The 26,975-nt window shown below is 34.1% G+C and carries 27 protein-coding genes and 1 riboswitch; of the genes, 21 read left to right on the forward strand and 6 right to left on the reverse strand.

Annotated features, from left to right (window positions below; all coding sequences use genetic code 11):
- Nucleotides 1-5: 5 nt before the first annotated feature.
- From BW731_RS05990 to deoD, 16 genes are all read left to right on the forward strand, one after another.
- Complete coding sequence (locus BW731_RS05990; RefSeq protein WP_079346517.1) at nt 6-1,058, forward strand: s-methyl-5-thioribose-1-phosphate isomerase; 1,053 nt, start codon at nt 6-8, stop codon at nt 1,056-1,058.
- A 72-nt stretch (nt 1,059-1,130) separates the two neighbouring features.
- Nucleotides 1,131-1,796, forward strand: a complete 666-nt coding sequence (locus BW731_RS05995) for an L-fuculose-phosphate aldolase (RefSeq protein ID WP_079346519.1) — start codon at nt 1,131-1,133, stop codon at nt 1,794-1,796.
- Nucleotides 1,797-2,089: 293 nt separating this feature from the next.
- A complete protein-coding gene (locus BW731_RS06000) occupies nt 2,090-4,237 on the forward strand; it encodes an LPXTG cell wall anchor domain-containing protein (RefSeq protein ID WP_079346521.1) in 2,148 nt (715 codons plus the stop codon).
- Between the two features lie 23 nt (nt 4,238-4,260).
- A complete protein-coding gene (locus tag BW731_RS06005) occupies nt 4,261-4,647 on the forward strand; it encodes a toxin Cry1Ac domain D-VI-related protein (RefSeq protein WP_079346523.1) in 387 nt (128 codons plus the stop codon).
- A gap of 180 nt (nt 4,648-4,827) precedes the next feature.
- Nucleotides 4,828-5,301 (forward strand): IS200/IS605 family transposase, encoded by a 474-nt coding sequence (gene tnpA, locus BW731_RS06010; protein ID WP_079346525.1) that lies wholly within the window; start codon nt 4,828-4,830, stop codon nt 5,299-5,301.
- A 288-nt stretch (nt 5,302-5,589) separates the two neighbouring features.
- A complete protein-coding gene (locus tag BW731_RS06015; protein ID WP_158080166.1) occupies nt 5,590-6,189 on the forward strand; it encodes an LPXTG cell wall anchor domain-containing protein in 600 nt (199 codons plus the stop codon).
- Nucleotides 6,190-6,313: 124 nt separating this feature from the next.
- Complete coding sequence (locus tag BW731_RS06020) at nt 6,314-7,315, forward strand: LacI family DNA-binding transcriptional regulator (RefSeq protein WP_079346529.1); 1,002 nt, start codon at nt 6,314-6,316, stop codon at nt 7,313-7,315.
- A 120-nt stretch (nt 7,316-7,435) separates the two neighbouring features.
- Entirely contained in the window at nt 7,436-8,737 is a 1,302-nt protein-coding gene (locus tag BW731_RS06025; protein ID WP_079346531.1) for a pyrimidine-nucleoside phosphorylase, read from the forward strand.
- Between the two features lie 352 nt (nt 8,738-9,089).
- Nucleotides 9,090-9,488 carry a cytidine deaminase gene (locus tag BW731_RS06030; RefSeq protein ID WP_408645965.1) on the forward strand — a complete coding sequence of 133 codons (399 nt, stop codon included), beginning with the start codon at nt 9,090-9,092 and terminating at the stop codon, nt 9,486-9,488.
- 44 nt (nt 9,489-9,532) lie between these two features.
- Nucleotides 9,533-10,642, forward strand: a complete 1,110-nt coding sequence (locus BW731_RS06035) for a BMP family lipoprotein (RefSeq protein WP_079346535.1) — start codon at nt 9,533-9,535, stop codon at nt 10,640-10,642.
- Between the two features lie 172 nt (nt 10,643-10,814).
- Nucleotides 10,815-12,380, forward strand: coding sequence for an ABC transporter ATP-binding protein (locus tag BW731_RS06040; protein ID WP_079346537.1), 1,566 nt, complete (start codon nt 10,815-10,817; stop codon nt 12,378-12,380).
- On the forward strand, nt 12,373-13,476 hold the full coding sequence (locus BW731_RS06045; protein ID WP_079346539.1) for an ABC transporter permease: 1,104 nt from the start codon (nt 12,373-12,375) through the stop codon (nt 13,474-13,476). The genes BW731_RS06040 and BW731_RS06045 overlap by 8 nt, the downstream gene beginning before the upstream one ends.
- On the forward strand, nt 13,476-14,438 hold the full coding sequence (locus tag BW731_RS06050; RefSeq protein WP_079346541.1) for an ABC transporter permease: 963 nt from the start codon (nt 13,476-13,478) through the stop codon (nt 14,436-14,438). The genes BW731_RS06045 and BW731_RS06050 overlap by 1 nt, the downstream gene beginning before the upstream one ends.
- Nucleotides 14,439-14,516: 78 nt before the next feature.
- Entirely contained in the window at nt 14,517-15,686 is a 1,170-nt protein-coding gene (gene deoB, locus BW731_RS06055; protein WP_079346543.1) for a phosphopentomutase, read from the forward strand.
- A gap of 13 nt (nt 15,687-15,699) precedes the next feature.
- Nucleotides 15,700-16,515 (forward strand): purine-nucleoside phosphorylase, encoded by an 816-nt coding sequence (locus tag BW731_RS06060; RefSeq protein WP_079346545.1) that lies wholly within the window; start codon nt 15,700-15,702, stop codon nt 16,513-16,515.
- An 18-nt stretch (nt 16,516-16,533) separates the two neighbouring features.
- Nucleotides 16,534-17,244 carry a purine-nucleoside phosphorylase gene (gene deoD / locus BW731_RS06065; RefSeq protein WP_079346547.1) on the forward strand — a complete coding sequence of 237 codons (711 nt, stop codon included), beginning with the start codon at nt 16,534-16,536 and terminating at the stop codon, nt 17,242-17,244.
- A 106-nt stretch (nt 17,245-17,350) separates the two neighbouring features.
- Here the strand turns inward: deoD and BW731_RS12500 are convergent, their stop codons facing one another.
- Together BW731_RS12500 and BW731_RS12505 are read right to left on the reverse strand one after the other, a co-directional pair.
- Nucleotides 17,351-17,557 carry a transposase gene (locus tag BW731_RS12500; RefSeq protein WP_408645966.1) on the reverse strand — a complete coding sequence of 69 codons (207 nt, stop codon included), beginning with the start codon at nt 17,555-17,557 and terminating at the stop codon, nt 17,351-17,353.
- Nucleotides 17,553-18,098, reverse strand: a complete 546-nt coding sequence (locus BW731_RS12505; RefSeq protein WP_143592747.1) for a transposase — start codon at nt 18,096-18,098, stop codon at nt 17,553-17,555. The genes BW731_RS12500 and BW731_RS12505 overlap by 5 nt, the downstream gene beginning before the upstream one ends.
- A 146-nt stretch (nt 18,099-18,244) precedes the next feature.
- Here BW731_RS12505 and BW731_RS06080 point away from each other — a divergent pair, with 146 nt between their 5' ends.
- On the forward strand, nt 18,245-19,534 hold the full coding sequence (locus BW731_RS06080) for an ISL3 family transposase (protein WP_079346549.1): 1,290 nt from the start codon (nt 18,245-18,247) through the stop codon (nt 19,532-19,534).
- A gap of 44 nt (nt 19,535-19,578) precedes the next feature.
- Here the strand turns inward: BW731_RS06080 and BW731_RS06085 are convergent, their stop codons facing one another.
- Together BW731_RS06085 and BW731_RS06090 are read right to left on the reverse strand one after the other, a co-directional pair.
- The gene (locus tag BW731_RS06085; protein WP_079346551.1) at nt 19,579-19,779 is read right to left on the reverse strand and encodes a hypothetical protein; all 201 of its coding nucleotides are present in this window, start codon (nt 19,777-19,779) and stop codon (nt 19,579-19,581) included.
- Nucleotides 19,780-19,978: 199 nt separating this feature from the next.
- A complete protein-coding gene (locus BW731_RS06090) occupies nt 19,979-20,365 on the reverse strand; it encodes a hypothetical protein (RefSeq protein ID WP_079346553.1) in 387 nt (128 codons plus the stop codon).
- Between the two features lie 180 nt (nt 20,366-20,545).
- Between BW731_RS06090 and BW731_RS06095 the strand changes: the two genes are divergently transcribed.
- The gene (locus BW731_RS06095; RefSeq protein ID WP_079345715.1) at nt 20,546-21,931 is read left to right on the forward strand and encodes an ISNCY family transposase; all 1,386 of its coding nucleotides are present in this window, start codon (nt 20,546-20,548) and stop codon (nt 21,929-21,931) included.
- Between the two features lie 345 nt (nt 21,932-22,276).
- Here BW731_RS06095 and BW731_RS06100 read toward each other — a convergent pair whose 3' ends face one another.
- Nucleotides 22,277-23,038, reverse strand: coding sequence for a hypothetical protein (locus BW731_RS06100; RefSeq protein ID WP_079346555.1), 762 nt, complete (start codon nt 23,036-23,038; stop codon nt 22,277-22,279).
- Between the two features lie 113 nt (nt 23,039-23,151).
- A riboswitch (SMK box riboswitch) is annotated at nt 23,152-23,234 on the forward strand.
- On the opposite strand from BW731_RS06100, the gene metK reads away from it, so the two are divergent.
- The gene (metK, locus tag BW731_RS06105) at nt 23,232-24,419 is read left to right on the forward strand and encodes a methionine adenosyltransferase (protein ID WP_079346557.1); all 1,188 of its coding nucleotides are present in this window, start codon (nt 23,232-23,234) and stop codon (nt 24,417-24,419) included. Its footprint overlaps the riboswitch before it by 3 nt.
- A 69-nt stretch (nt 24,420-24,488) precedes the next feature.
- On the forward strand, nt 24,489-25,949 hold the full coding sequence (locus BW731_RS06110; protein WP_079346559.1) for an MDR family MFS transporter: 1,461 nt from the start codon (nt 24,489-24,491) through the stop codon (nt 25,947-25,949).
- Nucleotides 25,950-25,995: 46 nt separating this feature from the next.
- Here the strand turns inward: BW731_RS06110 and BW731_RS06115 are convergent, their stop codons facing one another.
- Nucleotides 25,996-26,364 (reverse strand): hypothetical protein, encoded by a 369-nt coding sequence (locus BW731_RS06115; protein WP_079346561.1) that lies wholly within the window; start codon nt 26,362-26,364, stop codon nt 25,996-25,998.
- Nucleotides 26,365-26,557: 193 nt separating this feature from the next.
- On the opposite strand from BW731_RS06115, the gene BW731_RS06120 reads away from it, so the two are divergent.
- Nucleotides 26,558-26,917, forward strand: coding sequence for a hypothetical protein (locus BW731_RS06120; protein WP_079346563.1), 360 nt, complete (start codon nt 26,558-26,560; stop codon nt 26,915-26,917).
- The last annotated feature ends 58 nt before the right edge of the window (nt 26,918-26,975 follow it).

A 26,975-nucleotide genomic window follows, 5' to 3' on the forward strand; every position in this document is an offset into this window, starting at 1 on the left:
TAATGATGCAAAGAGCAGATTATGACATGCCATTTTTGTTACAATATGAAAATGTTGCCTGGTATGAAGAGGGAAAAGTTAGAATATTAGACCGTCGAATTTATCCAACAGAAATTATTTTTGTTGAGTGTCACACGCATCAAGAAGTTGCGCAAGCAATCACAGATATGGTGACACAAAGTGCTGGTCCTTATACAGCTGCTGGTATGGGCATGGCGTTAGCAGCATATGAAGTAAAAGATTTACCAATAGATGAACAAAAAGACTATTTGGATAAAGCAGCTCATACAATTGGCTATGCTAGACCTACAACAGCCAATCGTATGACACAAATAACTGAAAATTGTGCCAATGTCGGAAAATTAGCATTAGATCATGGAACAAGCGCAATTGAGGCAATTTTTAATACGACGATTGACTCTTTAAATCGTCGCTACACTATTATGGATAAGGTTGGATGTACATTGTTAAAACAATTGCCTAAAAAAGGGAGTGTATTGACACAATGTTTTGGAGAAACCATTATCGGTACGCTATTTAGAGCAGCAAAAAAAGAAGGGTATGAGCTAGAGGTTTATTGCGCCGAGACTAGACCGTATTTCCAAGGAGCTAGATTAACAGCTAGTTGTGTGGCGGATTTGGGGTTTTCTACAACCGTTGTGACAGATAATATGATTGCTTATATTATGGAAAATAAAGGAATTGATGTTTTCACTTCAGCGGCTGATACGATTGCAAGAGATGGTCATATTGCGAATAAAATTGGAACAAATCAAATTGCTATTTTAGCACAACACTATGAAGTGCCTTATTATGTTACGGGAATTCCTGATACAGATAAATTTGGTCGTGAAGATATAGTGATTGAAGAAAGAGACCCACAACAAGTCCTTGAATACAGAGGGATTAAGAATACGTTACCAAGTGTGAAAGGTATCTATCCATCATTTGATATTACACCACCAAGTAGAATTAGTGGGATTGTAACCGATAAAGGACTTTACTCACCTTATGATTTAGCCACCTATTTCACACATGAACAAACAAGATTTTATTAGTCTGATTTATAGAGTTACCAATAATCTGTCAGATGTAAGATAAACAAAGAAGTAAATAAAAGGATGATAAAGATGAAGTATGTAAAAGAAAGACAATTACTTGTAGATTATGGTAAACAAATGATTGGAGAAAAACTAACGACCGGAACAGGGGGAAATTTAAGTATCTATATTAGGGAAGACAATGTTATGTTAATCACACCAAGTGGTATACCCTATATGGATACAGTACCTGAAGATATCGTGTTAATGACACTAGATGGGGAAGTTCTTGAAGGGGATCGAAAACCATCTAGTGAATATGATATGCATTGTATTTTTTATAAAAATACTGACAATATCAATTCTGTTGTTCATACTCACTCAGAGTTTGCTACCGTTTTTGCTTGTTTACAGCAAGATATTCTCCCACTGCACTATATTATTGGGTCAGTTGGTAAAAAAATAAGATGTTGCAAATATGAAACGTTTGGAACGAAAGAATTGGCACAAACTGTATATGACACAATAGGCGAGGATAAAGGATTACTTTTAGGTAATCATGGAACGATTGCTGTGGGTGAAGACTTAGCTTCAGCTTTTTCAGTGGCTAAAGATATTGAGTTTATAGCTAAACTTTATTACCGAGCATTATCTATTGGAAAACCAGTTCTTTTAGATGATGAACAACTATCTGAAGTCGTAGAAAAATTCGGTACGTATGGTCAACTTAGAACATATGGGCAAAAAAATGAGTAAATAATGAACCGTTTAACTTGATTATCATTGCAAGTTAAACGGTTTTTGTTTTAAAACGATCTCATTTCATTTTAAGAACTTTTTTGATAATAAACTAAAACTAAAAAACTAATAAAATAAAAATTGTTTTATAATATAATAAAAATAAACTTTTTACAACAAATATACATATATTAACAAAAAACAAATAAAAATAACTTGAAATAGGTTAAAATGTTGAATTAATGTATTATAATGTTATAATATTTGTGTAGTTTATATAAAAAGATAAAAATAGGGAGAGATAAACTAAAATGAAAAAAGTTAAATTAACGACAGCGACATTAGCAATGTTAGCTGGAGCGGTTGTAGCACCAATGGTATCAAATGCAGAAGAATCAGCAAGCACCCCATCATCTACAGAAGTAGAAAAACCAGAAGTAACAGATGACTCAATTGGTGAATCAGCACCTAAAGAAGAAGAAATAGAAGATAAAACTAGTGCACAAACACCAGCACCAGCAACTGGAAACGAAACACCAAAAGTTATGCCAAGAGCAGCAAGAAGTGTAGACACAAGCACAGCATTAGCTTCAGCAAAAGAAACTGCTAAACAAGAAGTAGCTAACTTATTCCATTCAGGACAAATGTTAGAAGATAAATACTACCCATATGCAAAACGTATTGACGCTGCACAAACACCAGAAGAAGCTCAAGCAGTAGTTAACGAAGCGAAAAATACTGTAGCAGCTGAATTAGCGGCATTAAAAGAAACAACTAAAGGTAATATCGCTCAATTACACCATTCAGGATTAATGTCATTAGAAAAATATTATGACTTTGCAGCAAAAGTTGATGCAGAAAAAACACTTGTCGGTATTGCAGCAGTTGAAGCAGCAGCAAATTCATTTGCTAATAGCGACATCAACAAAGCTCAAGTATCAACAAAACAAGAATTAGCTGACTTAGTTCGCGCTGGTAAAATTAGTGAAGAGGCATACTATAACCTTGTACCAGGAATTGACAATGCAACAACTGTTGGTGAAATTGACGCTGTCTTAGCACAAGCTAACAACTTAGTTTCTTTAAATGAAGAAAAAGAAGCAGCTAAAGAAGTTGTTCTTGGTTTAAGCCACAAAGAACAAATCACACCAGATGATTACTGGAATTTCGTTGACCAAATCGAAAAATCAGACTCATCAGCAGCTGTTCAATCAGTAGTAGCATCAGCAAAACAATTAGCAGAATTAAACCAAGCTAAAAAAGATGCAAAACAAGCAGTAGCTGATTTAGTATATGAAGGAAAATTAACAGAAGATGAGTACTTCCCATATGCAGAACGTATTGACGCTGCACAAACACCAGAAGAAGCAAAAGCTGTTGTAGCTGATGCACAAGCAAAAGTAGCTTTAGATGCGATTAAATTAGAAGCAAAACATGAAATTAACGAATTAGTACATGCAGGTAAAATCACTTTAGAAGACTACTATGCATTTGAAGAACAAATTGATGCAGCAACATCTGAAAGGGAAGTAAGATCAGTAGTAGCTTCAGCTCACTATTTATCAGACTTAAATGATGCTAAATTAGAAGCAAAATATACTATCAATGACTTAGTACATGCAGGTAAATTAACATTAGACGATTACTATGCATTTGAAAAAGATATTGACGCAGCAACAACTCTTGAAGGTGTTCAATCAGTTGTAGATGCAGCAAACTATTTAGTAGCATTAAATGATGCTAAATTAGAAGCAAAATATACTATCAATGACTTAGTACATGCAGGTAAACTAACATTAGATGATTACTATACATTTGAAAAAGATATTGATGCATCAACTACATTAGAAGAAGTAGCATCAGTTGTTGAAACAGCTAAACAATTAGTAGCTTTAAACGAAGCTAAAGAAGCTGGTAAATACACAATTAGTGATATGGTTTATGCTGACCAATTAACACTAAATGACTACTACCACTTTGCAGAACAAATTGAAAATGCAAAAGATGTTAAAACAGTAGATGAAATTTTAGAAACTGCAAAAGCTTTATCAGCAGCTAGAATTGCAGCAGATGCTGAGTTATTAGAATTCTTATCAGAAGGAAAAATTACTCCAGCTCAATATAAAGAATATAAAGCTCAAATTTTAAACGCTAAAACTGCAGAAGAAGTTGAAGCAATCATGGCTGACTTCCGTGCATTATTCGCTCCAGAAGAAACAGAAAAACCAGGTGAAGAAACAGGAAAACCAGGTGAAGGCGAAGAACCAGCTAAAACAGACGCTAACAAAGGTAACAACAAAGCTGACTCTAAAAAATCAGTAGTAGTTAAACAAGAAACAACTAAAAACAATGGTAAAAAAGTTTTACCACAAACTGGCGACACTGTAGAAAAAGGTTTAATTTTAGGTGGATTAACAGCAATGTTATCATCTGCAGCATTATACTTCAGAAAAAAATAATTTAAATTTAGGTGGATTTTGTTGTGGAAAAACGACAAGATAAAAAATCAAGCAATATTATAGTTAAACTAGTCATTTTAGTTGCAATAGTAGTGGGAGTTATCTTTGGAGGTCGTTATATTTTAAATGACAAGCAAAAGAGCAGTACTACAACAAAGACTAAAGAGACACAAGTTTCAACTGTAAATAAAGAATCAGAACAATTACAAGTAGCATTGGATGCTATGAAAGAGTTATTTGTTAATGGTGATCCTACAAGATATCGAACTGATGTAACGAAAAAAGAGTTTTCGTCAGTCCAAGATAAGATTGATAAACTGGAAGGTAGTACAGTAAAAGAAAACTTACAAACGAAATTAGATGAGATAAAGAAATCCCAAACAGGTGGGTCTTCGGGAAGTTCATCATGAATAAATAATTGATTAAGCAAGAGGGCATTTCCTCTTGCTTTTTTCTTATATGTTTTGAAAACCACCTGCTATGCGGGTGGTTCTAGAGAGCTTTTAGCGTGGTATTAAAAAATCCTCCTAAAATGATAAGATAAATTTGGTTTCCCGACCACAACATATCAATCATATAGGAGGATCCTTATGAAAAAGGACAATCAAAGTTTATCACACACAACATGGAAATGTAAGTATCATATCGTTTTTGCTCCTAAATACAGACGACAAATTATTTATGGAAAATACAAACAAAGTATCGGAGAAATTCTAAGGTTATTATGTGAGCGAAAAGGTGTTGAAATAATTGAAGCTAGCGCATGTAAAGATCATGTTCATATGTTAGTAAGTATTCCATCAAAATTAAGTGTTTCAGGATTCATAGGTTACTTAAAAGGAAAAAGCAGTCTTATGATCTTTGACAGACATGCTAATTTGAAATATAGATATGGTAACAGAAAATTTTGGTGTCGGGGTTACTATGTTGATACAGTAGGACAAAATAAGAAACAAATTGAGGAATACATAAGAAATCAAATTCAAGAAGATTATGTGGCAGATCAACTAACATTATTTGAAGAATATGATCCGTTTACAGGAGAGAAAAATAAAAAGAAATAATAGATCCTTTTAGGATCAGCGAGTAAATGTGGTGCATAAGGGAAACCGTTTCAGTGAGCCTTTCAGGCTCAGGCCGGTAATAGAGGCTTTCAGCCGAAGAACAAACCTCCAGTTCTCACTGGAGGTTTTGATTCTTAAAAAACGTATATTTTTTACAATAAGAAAGTTAACTGTAAAATATTATTATAGAATAATACTTATTAATCAATAATTGTTGAATTAGTATTCTGAAATGGCATACTATAATCGCAGATTATGCAAAAATACGTTTTTAAGGAGAGAAATACAATGAAAAAAGCTAAATTAACAACAGCTATGTTAGCATTATTAGTTGGTACAGCAGTAGCACCAATGGTAGCATCTGCAGAAAGCAATGATCCATGGGGAGACGCTTACAGCCCTTACCAACCAGAAAAAATTTCTGATGCTGAATCAGCAAAAGATGCAGCAGCAAAAGAAGATGCAGTAAAAGATGCATGGGAAGCAGCAGCTACCAAAGATTCAGTAGAAAAAGACTGGAATACTCCAACTGCTGAAGAAGGAAAAGCTACAGAAGACTCATGGAAAGATGCATGGGAAAAAGCAGCAAACGAAGCAAATAAAACTTCTGAATCAAAAACAGAAGAAACTAAAACTTCTGAATCAAAAACAGAAGGTTCTAAAACTGAATCTTCAAAAGAAGCAGAAAAAACAACTGATTCTAAAAAAGAAGAAACTAAAACAACAGACTCTAAAAAAGCTGCTGTAAAAGTTGCGACAAAAAAAGAAGAAGCTAAAAAATCTGCAGCTGTTTTACCACAAACAAATGATACTGTAAACACTGGTTTAGTTGCTGGTGGAGTATTATCTATGTTAGGTTCAGCTTTATTATTCTTCAGAAAAAAATAAGCTAAGATTATACTGTTAAGGTAAGTAATAGATTGTCTATTATTTACCTTTTTTGTTGTTTATTCTATCCTTTTTGGTTCTCTTTTGATATGATGAAGGCGACATATGAATTGAGGTGACAAAAATGAAAATAACAATCAAAGAAATAGCAGCTATCTCAGGTGTTTCTACGACAACCGTTTCTCAGATATTAAATAATAAAGGGCAAAGATTTAGCGAAGAAACACGCAAAAGAGTTTTAAAAGCGGTTGAGGAATACGATTACAATCCTGATTACTTTGCTAAAAATATGGTTCATAGGGAGTCTAAAACAGTTGGAATGATTGTTCCAGATGTAACTGACTTATTTTTTTCCAAGGTAATTGAAGGTGTTGAGGATTACTTTAATAAAAAAGATTATATGATTTTATTATGTAATTCAAGACATTCAGCAGAAAAAGAGAAAGATTATATCAAACAACTTCAAAATCGATCGGTTGCAGGGATTTTATTAGCAAGTCCGAATTCTTTAAAGTTAGAGAGTGATCTAAAAGGAAGTCCATATATTTTAATTGATAGGGGGCTTAATACGAGAACAGAAGGAAATCTGTTAGTAAAAGAATATAGTGGTGTTTATCAAGCTATTCAACATTTAATTGATAATGGACATACGCGAGTTGGTATGCTGACAAATGAATCCGGTTATTATGAAATGACAGAGCGATTTGATGCGTATTATCAATGTCTAAAAGATAATAATATTGAATATAATCCTGATTTTATTGCAGACGGTCCTGTGACAATAGAGGGTGGATACTTAGCTGCTAAAGGTTTACTCGAAAAACAAGTTATCACAGCATTATGTTGTGGAAACGATCAAATGGCGATTGGAGCTTACAGAGCAGCCTATGAATTAGGTTTAACTATTCCAAAAGACTTATCGGTGATAGGGTTTGATGACCTAGAAATCTCAGCTTTTTTAAATCCACCATTAACAACAGTAAAACAACCAGCTTTTGATATTGGTTATACGGCCGCTCAATATTTGTTACAAGAAATAGATCATCCTAATGAAATTATTCCTAATAAAACTTTCGAAACCACGTTTATTGAACGAGGAAGCACAATATCTATTGACAAAACATGAAAACGTGTTAAAATCTAATTGTAAGCGCTATTAGTTTAATACTACAAAGAGTAAAACGATTTACTTAGGTAAATTAGTTGTAGTAAATCGTTTTACTTGATGAGAATTGAGGAACACATAATGAGAATGGTAGATTTAATAAAGAAGAAACGAGACGGTTTAGCTTTATCAAAAGATGAGATTGAATTTATTATTAATGGTTATACTACAGGTGATGTAACAGATTATCAAATGAGTGCCCTTTTAATGGCTATATATTTTAATGATATGACAGATGAAGAAATTACATGTATGACAACAGCGATGAGTCAATCGGGAGATATGATTGATTTATCGGCCATTCAAGGAATTAAAGTTGATAAACATTCAACTGGTGGCGTAGGAGATACAACAACATTAGTATTAGCTCCTTTGGTGGCATCAGTTGGAGCAAAAGTAGCTAAAATGAGTGGTCGAGGATTAGGTCACACAGGTGGTACAATTGATAAATTAGAAGCGATACCAGGATTTAAAGTTGAGCTAGAAAATGATGAATTTATTAAATTTGTTAATGAAAGTAATGTTGCAGTAACTGGACAATCCGGAGATTTAGCACCAGCAGATAAAAAAATCTATGCATTGCGTGATGTAACAGCAACGGTTGACTCTATACCGCTTATTGCTAGTTCTATCATGTGTAAAAAGATTGCGTCAGGTGCAGATGCGATAGTACTTGATGTGACAACCGGTGATGGTGCCTTTATGAAGAATATCGAGGATGCTGAAAGATTGGCTCATACAATGGTTCGAATTGGTCATTTAGCGAATCGTCAAACGATGGCAATTATTTCTGATATGTCACAACCTTTGGGAAATGCGATTGGGAACGCTAACGAGATAAAAGAAGCAATTGATGCATTAAAAGGTGAAGGACCAGAAGATTTAATGGAAATGGTATACACTCTTGGGAGTCAAATGGTCGTTCTAGCAGAAAAAGCGTCTACTTTAGAAGAAGCACGACAATTATTAGAAAACAGCATAACAAGTGGCGCAGCTGCGGATAAATTTAAAGAAATGATCCGTAATCAAGGTGGGGATGATTCTGTTGTTGATTTTCCTGAAAAATTACCACAAGCAAACTATATTATAGAAGTTCCAGCTAAAAAAACGGGGGTTGTTTCTAAAATAGTTGCAGACAAAATTGGTGTTGCGGCCATGCTTTTAGGTGCTGGGCGACGAACAAAAGAAGAAGAAATTGATTATGCAGTTGGATTGATTTTGAATAAAAAAGTTGGAGATTCAGTATTTGAAGGCGAATCATTAGTGACCATTCAAGCAAACCGTGAAAATGTTGATGATGTTCTAAACGTTATCTACGATAATATAGAGATTGGTGATATCGGAGAAGAACCAGTTCTTATTCACAAAATAATAACCGAATAATGATAAAAAATGATAAAAAATCGTTCATATTATTCTAATGAATATTGATAATTTCTCTTAAAAATAGTATCTTTAATTTTAGAGATATTATAAATGATTAAAGTCTTTTTTACCTAATTTATTGTTAAATAACAGTGATTTATTATTTTACTCGTTTTTTTCGTAATGTTAACAAAGTAAGAGTTTTCAAATGAAAAGTTAGGGTAAGTGATTAAATATAAAAAAATTGGTATAGTTGTGATAGGTTGGTAGAAAAGATGTTTCTTATCAAAAAGAGGGGGGCGGGCGATATCAAAATAAGCTGATAAAGTCTTTGGGTTGATGTTCATAGGTAAATAAAGGTAGGAGATATATTATGACAGTAGACAAAAATTGGATTGACCATGCAACACATGCGTATCATCAAGCATATGTTCCTTATTCTGAATTTCCTGTAGGTGCGGCTCTTGTGACTAAATCAGGTAAAGTGTATGAAGGCTGTAACATAGAAAATGCATCATTTGGTTTAACGAATTGTGCAGAGCGAACAGCGGTTTTTAAAGCAATATCAGAAGGTGAAAAAGAGTTTGACCATTTAGTAGTTATTGGAAATACTAAAGAGCCGATTTCTCCTTGTGGGGCTTGCAGACAGGTTTTAGTCGAATTTTGTGATCCAGATATGCCAATTACATTATGCAATTTAAATGGAGACACAAAAGAGACAACTATGAAAGAACTACTTCCATACTCATTTGTCGAAGTAGAAAAATAACTATCAACTAACAACTAAAAATTATAAGCGGAGGTTTTTCAAAAATGAAAAAATCAACAAAATTTGGTGCAGGATTATTAGTTATGGGATTAGCAGTAACGTTAACAGCTTGTGGGGGAAATAAAGCAGGCGGTAACGTTGGTGGAAAAACAACTTCAGGCGAAAAACCAGATGAGTCAGTTCATACAGCAGCAATTGTAACTGACGTTGGTGGTGTGGATGATAAATCGTTTAACCAAGGTGCTTGGGAAGGTTTGAAAGAGTGGGGAGAAGCTAACAAACTTGAAAAAGGTGCTAATGGTTATGATTACTTCCAATCAACAGATGCATCTCAATACACAACAAATATTGACCAAGCTGTCGCAAGTAAATTTGAAACTATTTTTGGTATTGGTTACTTATTAACAGATGCCATTTCAGCAGCAGCAGATCAAAATAAAGACACACAATTTGGTATCGTAGACTCAGTTATTGAAGGAAAAGATAACGTCGTATCTTTAACATTTAAGGATAATGAAGCGGCTTACTTGGCAGGGATTGCAGCAGCGTATTCTACTAAAACAGATAAAGTTGGATTTGTTGGAGGCGAAGAAGGCGCAGTTATTGACCGTTTTGAAGCAGGATTTGTTAAAGGTGTTGAAGATGGAGCAAAAGAATTAGATAAAAAAATTAAAGTAGACGTTCAATATGCAGCATCATTTGGTGACCCTGCTAAAGGTAAAGCTTTAGCTGCCAATATGTACCAAAACGGTGTGGATATTATTTACCATGCTTCAGGTGGTACTGGTGCAGGAGTCTTCCAAGAAGCTAAAGATTTAAATGAAAAACAATCAGCAGACAAACGTGTTTGGGTGATTGGTGTAGATAGAGATCAAGAAGAAGATGGTAACTACAAAGACAAAGATGGTAAAGAAGAAAACTTCACCTTAACATCAAGTGTTAAAGGTGTGGGAACTGCTGTTAAAGACGTAACTGAAAAAGCTCAAAAAGGTGAATTCCCTGGTGGAGACGTATTAGTTTATGGTCTTAAAGAAGGCGGAGTTGATTTATCTAAAGGGCATTTAGATCAAAAAGCAATTGATGCAGTAGAAAAAGCTCGTAAAGAAGTTATTGATGGAAAAGTAGAAGTTCCAGAAAAACCAGCTAAAAAATAAAAATTGTTGAAAAGTCGTTGATAGAAAACTTTATGGGAAACGTTCAAAATAAACTGAATAACTTTTCCATAAAGTTTTTCTTTTAGGCTTTAAAGGAATGGGAAAAGTAAGTTTTCTCTTTCCTTCAAAGTCTAAACTTTGAAGTGTGATAATGATAAAGAGGTGTGAAATCATGAGTGAGGAAAACTATGTCATAGAAATGCGGAATATCACAAAACAATTTGGTGATTTCAAAGCAAATGACAACATCAATCTCCAAATTAGAAAAGGCGAAATTCATGCGTTATTGGGTGAAAATGGTGCAGGAAAATCAACCTTGATGAATGTATTATCAGGATTACTACAGCCGACTAGTGGACAAATCTATATGGATGGTCAACCAGTAACGATTGCTAATCCAACTGATGCCAAACGTTTAGGAATCGGGATGGTCCATCAGCATTTTATGTTGGTAGATGCTTTTACAGTAACTGAAAACATTATTTTAGGTGATGAACCAACAAAATCTGGTGTGCTGGATAAGAAAAAATCAGTGGAAGATTTAAAACGAATCTCAGAACAATACGGTATGGAAGTTAATCCAGATGCCTTAATCAGTGATATTTCAGTTGGAATGCAACAACGTGTTGAGATTTTAAAAACATTGTATCGTGGCGCGAATATATTAATTTTTGATGAGCCGACAGCGGTATTAACACCTCAAGAAATTGATGAGTTGATTATGACCATGAAGGAATTAGTAAAAGAAGGTAAATCAATCATTATTATTACGCACAAGTTAGATGAAATTAAAAAAGTGGCGGATAGATGTACGGTAATTCGTCGAGGTAAGAGTATTGAAACAGTGAACGTAAAAGATGTTAGTTCACAACAATTAGCGGATTTAATGGTCGGTCGTTCGGTATCATTTAAGACAGAAAAAGAACCATCAAATCCTAAAGAAGTCATTTTATCAGTTAAAGATTTACATGTAAAAGATAATCGTGGACTTGAAGCAATTAAAGGATTAGATTTAGATGTTCGAGCTGGAGAAGTTGTTGGGATTGCTGGTATTGATGGGAATGGTCAAACGGAATTAATCCAAGCTATTACAGGTCTTAAGAAAATTGAATCTGGTAAAGTGATGTTACGTGATAAGGACATAACGAATTTAAAACCTCGTCAAATCACAGAATCAAGTGTGGGACATGTTCCTGAAGACAGACATAAATATGGTCTTGTTTTAGACATGACATTATCTGAAAATATTGCCTTACAAACTTATTATCACGAACCGTTTAGTAAGAATGGTGTACTGAATTATAACTACATGGATTCTTATGCGAGAAAATTAATCGAAGAGTATGATGTTCGTACAACAAGTGAACATGCACAAGCTAAGTCACTTTCAGGTGGTAATCAACAAAAAGCGATTATCGCTCGTGAAATGGATAGAGATCCTGAGTTACTAATTGTTTCTCAGCCAACTCGTGGGTTAGACGTTGGAGCGATTGAGTACATTCATAAACGTTTAATTAATCACCGTGATAAAGGCAATGCTGTTTTAGTAGTCAGCTTTGAATTAGAAGAGATCTTAAATGTGTCGGACCGAATTGCTGTTATCCATGCAGGCCAAATCGTCGGGATTGTTGATCCAAAAGAAACAACAGAAAACGAGTTAGGATTATTAATGGCTGGATACACATTGGAAGAAGCACGACGAGAATTAGGGACAGAGGTAGGTGTAACTAATGAGTAATTTTAAATTTAGTAAGATGAATGGAATCTTGGTTCCTATTTTATCGGTTATTATGGGATTTGTATTAGGTGCTATTATTATGTTGCTATTTGGTTATAACCCAGTTCAAGGGTATCAAGCCATGTTGACAACAGCATTTCAATCACCAAAAAGTATTGGAGAAATTTTTGTAACAGCTGGGCCTTTAATTTTTACGGCTTTAGGATTTTCTGTGGCAAGTGCTGCTGGATTCTTTAATATCGGGCTTTCAGGTCAGGCGTTGGCTGGTTGGGTAGCAAGTATCTGGGTTGGACTTTCAATGGGAGACTCGCCAAGATTAGTTGCCTTAACTGCAGCTATTTTAGCAGGGGTGATTGCTGGAGCTTTAACAGCGGCGATACCTGGTTTATTAAGAGCTTATTTTGGAACAAGTGAAGTCATTGTTACAATCATGATGAACTACATTTTACTTTATACAAGTACACATATCGTTAATAATGTTATTCCAGAGAAATTTATTTCAACTAAAGGAACTACTAAATTGATTGGGGCAAATGTGTCTCTTAGAACAGAGTTTTTAACCTCAATTAGTAATGGATCTCGTTTGAATTTAGGTATTATCTTTGCTTTTATTTTCTTAATCTTGATTTGGTTTTTAATGAAGAAAACCACATTAGGTTATGAAATTACAGCTGTTGGTTTAAACCCATTTGCATCAGAATATGCAGGGATGAGTAGTAAACGTATTATTGTGTTATCAATGGTTATATCAGGAGCATTAGCTGGTATGGGTGGCGTTGTGTATGGATTAGGAACATTTGGTAACTTCTTTGTTCAAGGTAACTCATTAAGTATTGGATTTGATGGTATGGCAGTCTCATTACTTGGTGGAGGATCATCCATCGGTATTTTACTATCATCCTTATTGTTCAGTATCCTAAAATTAGGTGGACAAGGTATGCCAATATTGGCTGGTGTACCAACTGAATTGGTTGATGTTGTTATTGCTTCTATCATCTTCTTTGTTGGTATTAGCTACTTAATCAAATTGATTTTAACAAAACTTGAAACAAAAAAAGAACCAAAAGCTAGCAAAGTTGAAGGAGGTAAAGCGTGATGGCAGCAGATACTATGTCAACAGTTGCGTCTATTATTACGCAAACACTTGTTTATTCAACACCTCTTGTTTTTACAGCATTAGGCGGAACATTTTCAGAACGTGGTGGGATTGTTAACGTTGGGTTAGAAGGTATCATGGTAATGGGTGCATTCAGCTCAGTTGTGTTTAACATTACGTATGCCGGAGTATTTGGCGTTTGGACACCATGGATTGCTTTATTAGTTGGTGGAATTGTCGGAATGATTTTCTCATTACTTCATGCTGTAGCAACAATTAACTTGCGTGCCGATCATATTATTAGTGGTACTGTTATCAACCTGATGGCACCAGCTTTAAGTATTTTCTTAGTTAAAGTGTTATATGGTAAAGGTCAAACAGACCAAGTACCACAAACATTTGGTTACTGGGAAGTTCCTGGATTAAGTAAGATTCCAGTGATTGGGCCATTATTATTTGAAAAAACATCAGCACCTGCCTTTTTAGCTATTTTAGTGTCAGTCATCGCGTGGTTTGTTATCTATAAGACACGTTTTGGTTTGAGATTACGCTCAGTAGGTGAGAATCCTCAAGCAGCTGATACATTAGGGATTAATGTTTATGGTATGAAATATTCAGGTGTATTAATTTCTGGCTTTTTAGGTGGGATTGGTGGAGCAGTGTTTGCTCAAACAATCGCTGGACGTTTTGCTGTGACAACCATATCAGGTCAAGGTTTCATCTCAATGGCTGCGATGATCTTTGGTAAATGGAATCCACTTGGTGCAATGGGAGCAGCTCTATTCTTTGGATTTGCTCAAAACTTGAGTATTGTAGGAGACAGCATTCCACTTATTTCAAGTATTCCAAAAGTGTACCTACAAAGTGCTCCATACGCGTTAACGATTATTGTGTTAGTATTGTTCTTAGGTAAAGCACAAGGACCTAAAGCAGGCGGTAAAACATATATTAAATCTAAATAGTAATTAACTCCTTCCTCTAGCTCCTCTAAACAGAGGGAGGTTTTAAAATATAAAAATGACTTGGAAGAAGGAATTGTAATGTTTAAAAGAATTCATTTAGTAGTACTAGATTCTGTTGGAATTGGTGAAGCTCCTGACGCTGAAAAATTTGGCGATGTTGGAAGTCACACACTAGGTCATATAGCTGAGCATGGGTTACATGTTCCTAATATGGAAGAATTAGGTCTTGGAACAATTGAACCTTTAAAAGGTGTCAAAGCGATTGAAGATCATAAAGGCTATGCGACTAAACTAGAAGAAGTATCTGTTGGTAAAGACACAATGACTGGTCATTGGGAAATTGCTGGATTAAACATTCAAACACCTTTTAGAGTATTCCCTGAAGGTTTCCCTCAAGATTTATTAGACAAAATCACTGAATTTTCTGGTCGTGGCATTATTATGGGTGCTAATAAACCATATAGTGGCACACAAGTTATTGAGGATTTTGGTGAAGAACAAATGAAAACAGGGGACTTAATTATCTACACATCAGCTGACCCTGTGTTACAAATTGCTGCTCATGAAGATGTAATTCCATTAGAAGAATTATACAAAATTTGTGAGTACACTCGTGAAATCACGAAAGATGATCCTTATATGATTGGTCGTATTATCGCTAGACCTTACTTAGGTGAACCAGGTAACTTTAAACGTACAGCTAACCGTCATGACTATGCCCTTGATCCATTTGGTCGTACAGTTTTAAACGAATTAAAAGATGCTGGAAAAGATGTTATCGCAGTTGGTAAAATCAACGATATCTTTAACGGTCAAGGGATGACAGAAGCAATCCGTACCGCTTCAAATATGGATGGCGTGGATAAATTATTAGACGTGATGAAACAAGATTTTGAAGGAGTAAGTTTTACTAACTTGGTTGACTTTGATGCGTTATTTGGACATAGAAGAGATACACCAGGTTATGCTAAAGCATTAGAAGACTTTGATGCCCGTTTACCAGAGATTTATGCTAATATGCAAGAAGATGATTTATTATTAATCACAGCAGACCACGGAAACGATCCAACCTTCCCGGGAACAGATCACACTCGTGAGTATGTACCATTACTTGCTTATAGTAAAAAAATGCAAGGACATGGTCAATTGCCACAAGGTTATTACTCAGATATTTCTGCGACAATTGCAGATAATTTTGATGTTAAACCAACAGAAAACGGAAAAAGCTTTTTAGAATTATTGAAATAAGGGAGACTATAACATGTCATTAAGCGAAAAATTAGCAGCAACATCACAATATATTAAAGAAAAAGGGGTAGGAGCCGTTGATTTTGGTCTTATCTTAGGATCAGGTTTAGGAGAGCTAGCTGACGAGATTACAGATCGCGTGGTTATTCCTTATGAAGACATTCCACATTTTCCTGTATCAACAGTGGTAGGTCATGCAGGACAACTTGTTTACGGAACATTATCTGGTAAAAAAGTTTTAGCAATGCAAGGACGCTTTCATTATTATGAAGGTCATTCAATGCAAACTGTCACATTCCCCGTGAGAGTGATGAAAGCTTTAGGAGCAGATTCATTAATTGTAACCAATGCAGCTGGTGGGGTAAATACAAGTTTTTCACCAGGCGATTTGATGTTAATTACCGATCAAATTAACTTTACCGGTGACAATCCTTTAATGGGATTAAACGAAGAAGATTTAGGTCCACGCTTCCCTGATATGTCAGAAGCTTATAACAAAGCATATGGTGAAGTAACGAAAAAAGTAGCACAAGAACTATCTATTCACTTACAAAAAGGTGTTTATATGGGATTCTCTGGTCCAACTTATGAAACACCAGCAGAAGTACGTATGGCTCGTGTGATGGGTGCGGATGCTGTTGGTATGTCAACTGTTCCTGAAGTGATTGTAGCTAATCATATGTCAATGAAAGTACTAGGTATCACATGTGTGACAAACTTAGCAGCAGGTATGCAAGCTAATTTAAATCATGAAGAAGTGGTCGAGACAACAGAACGAGTGAAAGCAGATTTCAAAGAACTAGTGAAACGTACACTAGAAAAACTTTAATTTAAAGGAGACTGAAGAATGAGCGTACATATTGGAGCAAAAAAGGGAGAAATTGCAGATAAAATTTTACTTCCAGGAGACCCATTAAGAGCGAAATATATCGCCGAAACATTTTTAGAAGATCCTAAGTGTTATAACGAAGTTCGAGGCATGCTAGGCTATACAGGTACTTACAAAGGCCATAAAATATCGGTTCAAGGAACAGGTATGGGAATGCCTTCAGCAGCCATCTATGCGAATGAATTAATTCGCGAGTATGACGTGAAAAAATTAATGCGAGTTGGAACATGTGGTGCCATTCGTAAAGATGTACACGTGAGAGATTTAGTGTTAGCTCAAGCGGCAGCAACCAATTCAGCGATTATTCGTAAAGATTTTCCGAATTTTGATTTCCCACAAATCGCTGATTTTGATTTATTAACGACAGCTTATGATATTGCCAAAGAAAAAGGCTTTAATATCCATGTTGGAAATGTATTATCAAATGATACGTTTTACTCAGATGACAATTCAGATGTCTTTAAATTAGGTGAATATGGCGTGTTAGGTGTTGAGATGGAAGCGGCAGTGCTTTACTATCTAGCAGCTAAATACAACGTCCAAGCACTTGCTTTGATGACAGTGAGTGATCATATGATTACTGGTGAAGAAACAACATCAGAAGAACGTCAAATGACATTTAATGACATGATGATTGTTGGACTTGAAACATTAATTAAAGAAGATTAAATTAAGGCTCTATATCAAATCGTGTTGATGGACAATAATATTGATGAAAAAGTCTCAAAAATAAAATAGAATTAATTGAAGTGAGGGAAGAAATTCTCTCGCTTTTTTATTTAACCTGAAAAACTTGATTTTGAATCAAAAAGATACGTCGTTTAAATAGTAGAAAGTTTCGATAGCCATAGGCCACACGTTTAATCACTTTAATTTTATTGTTAATGCCTTCTAAGAAACCATTTGAATAGGAGTATTTAAAGGCATTCATAAATCCTTGGGAGAATTTACCAATAAAAGGAGTTTCCAATAACGCTTTAATCTTCGATACTGCTTTCCTTCCTCTTGATTGTGGCGTTTGGAAAGACTGTTTTTAATAGTTGACCGTAACTTGCATTCATGTCCATGACCAAAAACCTTACTTTTATACGTGATTTTCTGGAATACTTCATAAAGTAAGAAACCAACTTATGTAATCTTTTATCAGGTAAGATATCGATTATTTTTTTAGATGTCGCATCAGCACAAATAAAGCTCATTCCAGCATGACAATCAGAAGTAGAGCTAAACTCATCTACACAAAGAGCCGTGGGCAAGAAGTTAAAATTCGGTTGCTGGTTATTGGTAAATGATACTAACACACGTTTAGCAGTGTTTTCAGAGACACTGTGGCATTCTGCGATTTCTTTACGTGATCGATTATCTTTTAAGTCAAAAGCAATTTGGTATTTAAGCTGTTTAGAAATTTGACAATAGTCATCTACTAGAGAAGTAGAAGCACTGAAAGTTGATCCACAGTTTCTACAAAGGTAACGTGATCTGTGAAGTTTCAGATAAGTTGGGCGACGTTCAACTTCAGGCAATTGACTAATGGTTTGATACGTTCCGTTTTTTAGGCTCTATAATTTCTACTGTTGGTAACACAAGTTACCGACCGTTTTTTGTACACAAAAACATGTGATATCCGTTAGAATGAAATTGCGAAAAAACAAACTAAGGAGGATACCACATGTCATATTCACAGACTATCAAAGATATCTTAAATATACTAGACCTAAATATTATTTTTAATGAAAATTGTTTATCTACTGAAAAAATAAAAGGCGTTTTCTCTCGGATATTCCATGGTTTTTTAGAAGAATCTCCTACATGCTGTCCGCATTGTCAAAGTAATCACTCTAATATTATTAAATGGGGATATACAACTAGCCTAATTAAAATGCCTAGTGTTTCTGAATATGTCACTTATATTAGATTAAAGAAACGTCGTTTCTTTTGTAAAAAATGTGATACGACTTTTGTTTTAGATACCCCTTTTGTTTCTAGAAACAACTGTATTTCTAATAATTTAAAACGTCTCATTGCGAAACAGTTAACCTCTAAACACGCCATGAGTGATATCGCAAAACAAACGAGCGTTTCAACTTCAACTGTCTCTCGCGTATTAAAAGAGTGGTATGAATCGATTAAGAAGTATAGTTATGAACTTCCGTCTGTACTATGTTTTGATGAATTTAAATCTGTTAAAAAAGTAGCTGGTTCAATGAGTTTTATTATGATGAACGGTGAAACAAATGAATTAATTGATATTCTACCTGATCGAAGATTACCAAAAATTAAGAATTATTTTAATGGCTTCTCTCTAGCTAATAGAAAACAAGTAAAATATGTCGTTTCAGATATCTATCAACCTTACATTACTTTAACCAAACGAGTTTTCCCTAACGCTAACGTCGTTTTAGATAAATTTCATCTCGTTGAACATCTCGGCAGGGCATTTCAAAAGATACGGATTAAAATAACGACTCAATTAAAATATAAAGATAACGGGGTTATCTATAGACGAATTAAAAAGCATTGGAAATTACTTCAAAAAAGCTATGACAAATTAGATTATATCCAACAACATTGGCGTCCATCCTTTAAAGCGTATCTTTCTGAAAAAGAATTACTTGAACGCTTACTTACCTATGATTCTAAATTGACAGAGGCTTACAACACCTATCAACAAATTTTAAGAGTGATTCAAACAAAAGATTATTCTTTATTTTTGGAATTAATTAATCAACCAACAGAATTTAAAGAGTTTGTTCCTGTTTTCAAAACATTTAAAAAATATCGAGAAGAAATAAGAAACACCTTTGAAACATCTTATTCAAACGGTCCATTAGAATGTATGAATAACCACATTAAAGCCATTAAGCGTAATGCCTATGGCATGAGAAGTTTTTATAATTTTAAGCTACGACTATCAATTTGTTTAAAAGAATCTGCCTTTACATCACCAAAAAAGATTTAGAAAACTAAATGCTTTCTAGATCTTAAATTCTAACGTATTAATCCTTACCAACAGTAGTTGACAAAGAGCCCGTTTTTAACGGATTGATCAAATCCACATTTCTTGCATTGCTTATCTTTATTCACTAATCTTCCTGTAATCATATTAACTGAGCGGTTGTTTCTCGCTTCGCGAGACAACCAATCCTCATTAAAAATAAGAGATTCATCTGTTAAATTGAGTAGTTTTCTTGTATTATTATTCATAGGGTTATTCTCCTTTGTAATGTTAGTTATAGACGACTTAATTTTACCAATAAGAATGCCCCTTTTTCTATGCCTGAAACAAAAAATCGCATTGACAGAATTTAATCTATCAACACGATTTAGTGTACAGCCTAAATTAAAAATTCCATGAAACCTGTTTGTAAAAACATTGGTTTCATGGGATTTCTATTTTAATACATTACTTTTGTTTAAAACCTGAACTTGTTAGAGATTTTTCAGCATCTTTATAACTGCCACCAGATTTTACATAAGTGTCAGGAGCATCATATGTAATGGTGGTTTCTTTTTCAGAATATTTTACTGATGTATTTGCTAAATTAGATGAAGATTCAAAAGCTTTTGCTACTTGATCAGCAGTAGATTCATCGGTAATATTTAATTTTTTATTATCAAATACGACTTTAGCAGATACTTTAGTTACTTTATCTCCCTCATGCTCTACAACGATAAAGGTATCTGTCCCCTCCATTGGTGTCTGAGTGAAAGTTGTGGTTTCCTTTTTTGCACCACATCCTACCAAGATAAACACTAGTACTAATAACCCTAAACTTAAAACCTTTTTCATAAAACCACCCTTTAATATTTTTTCAACATATACATTATTAATGATGGAGAAGTCTATGTCAAGTATAAATTAATAGAGAATATATTAAATATCATTCGAAAGTGATAATGTCCTAAGTAGGTCGAAAGACAAAATGTCCCAAAATGATAAAATAACTTTATGAAAAGGATAAATCTAACAATGAATGAAACCAAAAAGTATCAAGTTATTAAAGCTGTCGCTGAAAATAAAAAACAAAAAAAGAGAGCTAGTGTTGAACTTAATTTATCTATACGACAAATTAACCGTTTAGTGAAATCATACAGGGAAAATGGTAAATCAGCATTTGTCCATAAAAATCGAGGGAGAAAAAATAAGCACTCTGTGCCTGAAAAAGTAAAACAACAAATAATCACTAGTTATCAATCGTTTAGTATTAAACCAAATATTAAGCATTTTACTGAAATACTGAAAAACGACCATCATATCTGTTATACAGATACTACAATTAGAAGCATCCTGTACAAAGAAAAAATACTTTCACCAAAGGCTCAAAAAAAGACAAAAAGAAGACTCAAACAATTAATAAAGCAAGAAGGTCAACAAACCAAACAATCAGAGAACCTATTGGTTCCAAGAGCTGAAGACTACCTAGAACTCCCTGAAAAGACCCATCCTAGTCGACCTAGAAAAAAATACAAAGGAGAATTAATTCAATTAGATGCTAGTTCATATAATTGGTTTGGAAATCAAATAACTCATCTTCATTTAGCTATTGACGACGCATCAGGTAATATTGTTGGCGCTTATTTTGACCAACAGGAAACGCTCAATGGTTATTACCATGTTCTTCATCAAATTCTGACAAAACAAGGGATTCCTGCCACTTTTCTAACAGATAAACGAACCGTCTTTGAGTACAACAGAAAATCAACAAAAGCTGTAGAAGAAGATACGTTCACGCAGTTTGGGTTTGCTTGTCATCAATTAGGTATTGACATAAAAACATCCTCTATTCCTCAAGCAAAAGGTCGTGTAGAACGTTTAAATGGGACAGTGCAATCAAGATTGCCTGTTGATCTTGAGATAGCAAATATACATTCTATAGAGGAGGCTAATCAATTTCTATCTGTATGGATTCGAAAGTTTAATCGACAATTTGGTCACAAAACTGCAGAAAGTGTTTATGAAACTTCTCCTACAACAGCTGAAATTAATTTATTACTAGCTACTGTCTCTCATCGTATAGTCGATAATGGCCATCATATTAAGTATCAAAATAAATTTTATCTTCCAACGGAAGGTGGTAGCGACAAATATTTTACAAGGAAAACGAAAGCATTAATTATAAAAGCTTTTAACGGGGAGATTTATGTTAATATAGCAGAAAAAATTTATCCTACTAGACGATTAAAAAACCACGAGACCTATTCAAAAGAGTTTGATGGGGTTTCTTCAGATATAAAAAAAGAAAGACGCAAGTACATTCCACCACAGTCACATCCGTGGAAACTTGAGTCTTTCAAAAGGTATCTTCAAAGTATTGACCGTACTATCGAAGAATATGAGGCTGAAAAAACAGCCTGAAACAAAAAGTACCTTATTTTACCAATAATGGTCACATTAGTGCAAGTTTTACGCAGTAAAGATTGCGCTAATGTGAGCCCTCATTTTGGGACATTTTTATTTTCGATTGACAGTATAAATTAATAGAGAATATATTAAAGTATTAGTTTTTGTGAGAGGTCTGAGTATGCGAGGTAAATCATTAATTATTTGTATCATCTATCATAATTTATTAAAAAAATGAGATTAAGTCTGAAATATAAGTTATGATAATAAATGATAGAATAAGGCTATAGATACCTACAGAGTGTCAGATACCTATAGCCTTATTTTTTTGTAGAGACATATTATTTCTTACTTGTTTTTTTACTGGATATAGTAGATAATTAGACTAGCTAAGGCAAAAAGATTGAGGATAAACTCTTTCTTTTTGGCCTTTTTTGTTTTCATAAATAGGGACAGTGATAGAAGAGTCACAACAATAAATGACACTAATTTCCATGTTTCTAGTTGATGAGACATGTAGTGTTGTATCACCAAGTAATAAATACCTATCAAAGAAAGGACACCTAAAATCAAAAAGACTGGTTGTCTTGACAGATAAGAATACATTCCTTGTGTGAAAATCGTTAAAAATAAAACAATTAGGAAAGAAAAAATAAACGGTTTGATTAGTTCAAAATCATAATCAAACGGATAACTGATAGTTAATAGTTGATTAAACACGATACCTTTAAAAAAAGCATTGGTAAAGGAATAAAACAACGAATCAACATAGTAAAACTGTTTGGAAAAAATCATCATTTGGAATAATTCATAAGCTAAAAGAATAATCCCGAATTGGATAGCTGTTTTTTGAATAATCAAGTAAATCAACACAGCACTGATGATAAGTTTTAACCCATAGATGGCAATAGGCATGGAACGTCCTTTTTTATAAGTATTTTTCCCAACGAGTTGAAAAAAATCACTCAGTAATAAATAAAGAATCATATAATTTAAAATTAAGGCACCATGGCTACTGTTTTTTAAGAATAAAACGCCTGGTATTAATGAAATAACTGTTTGTAAAATTGCAATTAAAAAAGTTAGTGGAATATTTTTCCACAAAGTTGGTTTCGTTTGCAAAGTATGTCTCCTTAGTATGTTAGTGATAATAATACTTTATGGCAATAACATAAAAAGGTCAAGATTATCAGTTGAATTATGTAGGTAAAAAGTGAAAAATCTGATATACTGACTTATGTTGCAAGATTCCCGATAGGATTTACATCTCGTGTAAAGATGCCTTGTAACCGACTATATTTAGGGGGAATGAAAGATGAAAGAAAGAAAATTATTCACGTCAGAGTCTGTATCGGAAGGACATCCTGACAAAGTAGCAGATCAAATAAGTGATGCGATATTAGATGCGATATTAGAAAAAGACCCTATGGCACGAGTAGCGTGTGAGACAAGTGTGACAACTGGTTTAGTGCTAGTGTTTGGTGAAATCACAACAAGTGCTTATGTTGATATTCAAAAAGTAGTGAGGGATACAATAAAAAGCATAGGGTATACACGTGCAAAATATGGTTTTGATGGTGATACATGTGCTGTCATGGTTGCGATTGATGAACAATCACCAGATATTGCACAAGGAGTTGATGCCTCTTTAGAAACACGTGAAACATCAGCTAGTGAGGAAGACCTAGGAGCTGGCGATCAAGGATTAATGTTTGGATTTGCGATTGATGAAACGCCAGAATTAATGCCATTACCGATTGCTTTAAGTCATCGAATCACTCAAAAATTGTCTGAGTTAAGAAAAAATGGTCGCTTATCTTACTTACGTCCAGATGCTAAATCACAAGTTACCGTAGAATATGATGAAGATGGCAAACCACTTCGCGTGGATACCATTGTGGTTAGTACACAGCATGATGAAGACACGACGCTTGAAACCATTAAAACAGATGTGATTGATTTAGTCATTAAAGAAGTGATTCCTAGTGAATTACTTGATGATAAAACAAAATACTATATTAACCCAACTGGTCGCTTTGTTATAGGTGGACCTCAGGGAGATTCTGGATTAACAGGTCGAAAAATCATTGTTGATACCTATGGAGGATATGCTCGCCATGGTGGTGGAGCCTTCTCGGGAAAAGATGCGACAAAAGTTGACCGTTCAGCAAGTTATGCTGCTAGATATATTGCAAAAAATATCGTGGGTGCAGGACTAGCGACAAAATGTGAAGTTCAACTTGCTTATGCCATTGGGGTAGCTCAACCTGTTTCGATTTCGATTGAAACATTTGGAACAAGCGACTACAAAGAATCAGAACTGATTGCGGCTGTGAGAGCCTTGTTTAATCTATCACCAACTGGTATTATAAATATGTTGGACTTAAGACGTCCTATCTACCAAAAAACTGCCGCATACGGTCATTTTGGTCGTGATGATGAAGACTTTACCTGGGAAAAAACAGATAAAGTGGACGACTTGAAACAATTTTTAGCAAAATAAAAAAATAACAGTAATCCTTATTTGGCAAGCACTTTGGCTAATAAGGATTATTATTTTGAGGAGGAAACCATGCAACAAAAAAGAGAAACAAATGTTAAAATTATCACTGCTTGTGTGTTTATCGCTACTTTTATGACAGCAGTGGAAGGGACCATTGTATCAACCGCTATGCCAACGATTGTTGGGTCATTAAAGGGCATTAGTATTATGAACTGGGTATTTTCAATTTATTTATTAACAAATGCTATGATGACTCCAATCTACGGTAAATTAGCAGATAAAATTGGTCGAAAACCAATTTATTTGATTGGGGTATTTATATTTATTATTGGGTCGGCGTTATCAGGAATGAGTCAAAATATGATTCAATTAATTATTTTCCGTGCGATTCAAGGGATTGGGGCAGGTTCTATTGTTCCAGTATCTTTAACAATTATTGCGGATATTTATCCAGTTGATAAACGTGCGGGTGTTTTAGGTTTAAATAGTGCCGCTTGGGGAATTGCCAGTATCGTTGGTCCACTTGCCGGAGGATTTATCGTTGATGCGTTTAGTTGGCATTGGATTTTCTTAATCAATGTACCAATTGGTATTATTTTAATGATTTTAGTATGGATTTATTTGATAGAAGATAAAAGAGAGGTCGAAAAAAGTCCGATTGATTATATGGGCAGTTTCTATATGATGACCATGTTGCTATCATTGTTATATGGGGTTCAAAAAATTAATGATGGCTTTAACTTAATTACAATTATTGCTTTTGCCATCTTTATTTTAAGTTTGGTATTATTTGTCAGAACAGAAAAAAAAGCACAAGATCCAGTTATTTCTCTTGATCTTTTCAAAAATCGCACCTTTGTATTGGTTAACTTAATTGCGGCATTAATTAGTGGATTCTTAATGGGTGTTGAAGTGTACATTCCGATGTGGATGCAAGGAGTTGTTGGGAAATCTGCTGCTTTAGGGGGAATTGTATTAGCTCCTATGTCAGTTATCTGGATGTTCGGCTCATTTGCTGGGGGACGAGCGATGAAAAAATGGCATCATCGCTTAGCCATTGTAATTAGTATGTTGCCAATATTGGTTGGGGCAGTCTTTTTGAGTTTATCAAGCCAAGGAACATCTTACGGATTGTTCTTAATATTTTCAGGTATCATGGGGATAGGGTTTGGTATGACGATGACGCTACTTACCGTATTAGCCCAAACGTCTGTATCTGAAAAATTTACAGGAGTGGCAACATCATTTTTTACATTATCACGAACAATTGGTCAAACCATTATGATTTCAATTTTTGGTTTGGCATTAAACAAAACAATGGATAATCAACTATCATCTAATGTGGTACCTGGAGCTACAAAAGACATGATGAACGAGTTGATTAATCCAAATACCGCGTCAGGATTACCAATAGAGTTGATTGATGGTTTACGTGATATTTTATATAATAGTATTCATAATGTGTTTTTAATCGGTTTGTTATTAGTTGTTGTCTCTTATGTACTTAACTATTTCCAAGAAAAAGAATAAAAATGAGGCCCTATCTCTCTAGATCATGAGTGATAGGGCCTTTTTATCACATTGATTCAACAGCCTCTAAAGCTTTAGTGACATTAAGATACGCATCTTCAGTTAATTTTTTACGTTTATCTGCAGAGATATTTGTACTAATTTCATGTAAATTATGACCTAGATTAACGACATTACGCTCAATCGTTTCAGCATAGTTTAACTCTTCAGCAGAAAACTGTTCTGGATGCTTTTTGAAGTCTTCTTTTAATTGTTTTACTAGAGATTCAGCATTTTGGTAAATACCTTCATATTGGTCAGATTCTAATGACTCCATGATAGAACTATCTTTCTCTAAGATAACAAGCAAGTCTTCTTTTAATTTTTTAAGATGAAGGGTCATCCCTTTGAATTTTTCAGCATTTGATATTGTCATGTTTCTCACTCCTTTAGTGTTTTTTGAATCTGTTTGTTTATATGGTTTATTATAGTGTTCAAATAAAAATTTTTTGTAAACAAAAGTCGAATAAATTCAAAATATTTAAAAAGATAAATAGTTTTTTTTACATATAAAAACCATTTTTTTGTAATAAACTAAACACTAACTTGAGAAAGGTGGTATAAGTAGTATGAGAGAAAATATTGGTATTGGTTATTTAATTGAATCACTAGATAATAAAACAGAAAAAATATCTATTGTAGAACCTTTAGTTGGATTGTATATCCCGAAAGATGTAAAAAAATTAAGTCATTTAAATCGTGCACCTGAAATAGGCGATGTGATAGAAGTAAGAGATTGCAATCACTATTTATTGATTGATGTCATACATCGTGAAGATAGTGAGGAAGCACAGGATGTGTTACCCCATATTACAAATATCATCCATACAAAAGAGCAATTAAAAGATTATACTGTTGAAGTCGTTGGAGATAACGAATCAACATTTGATCGTTTAGTGGATGAGTATATGAATAGTACAATTAAATAATATTTTAAATTAATAAAAAAGACCTAAAACATTTTGTTACGTTTTAGGTCTCTTTTAT

Origin of the sequence: Vagococcus martis, from assembly GCF_002026305.1 — a bacterium.
Lineage (GTDB): Bacteria > Bacillota > Bacilli > Lactobacillales > Vagococcaceae > Vagococcus > Vagococcus martis.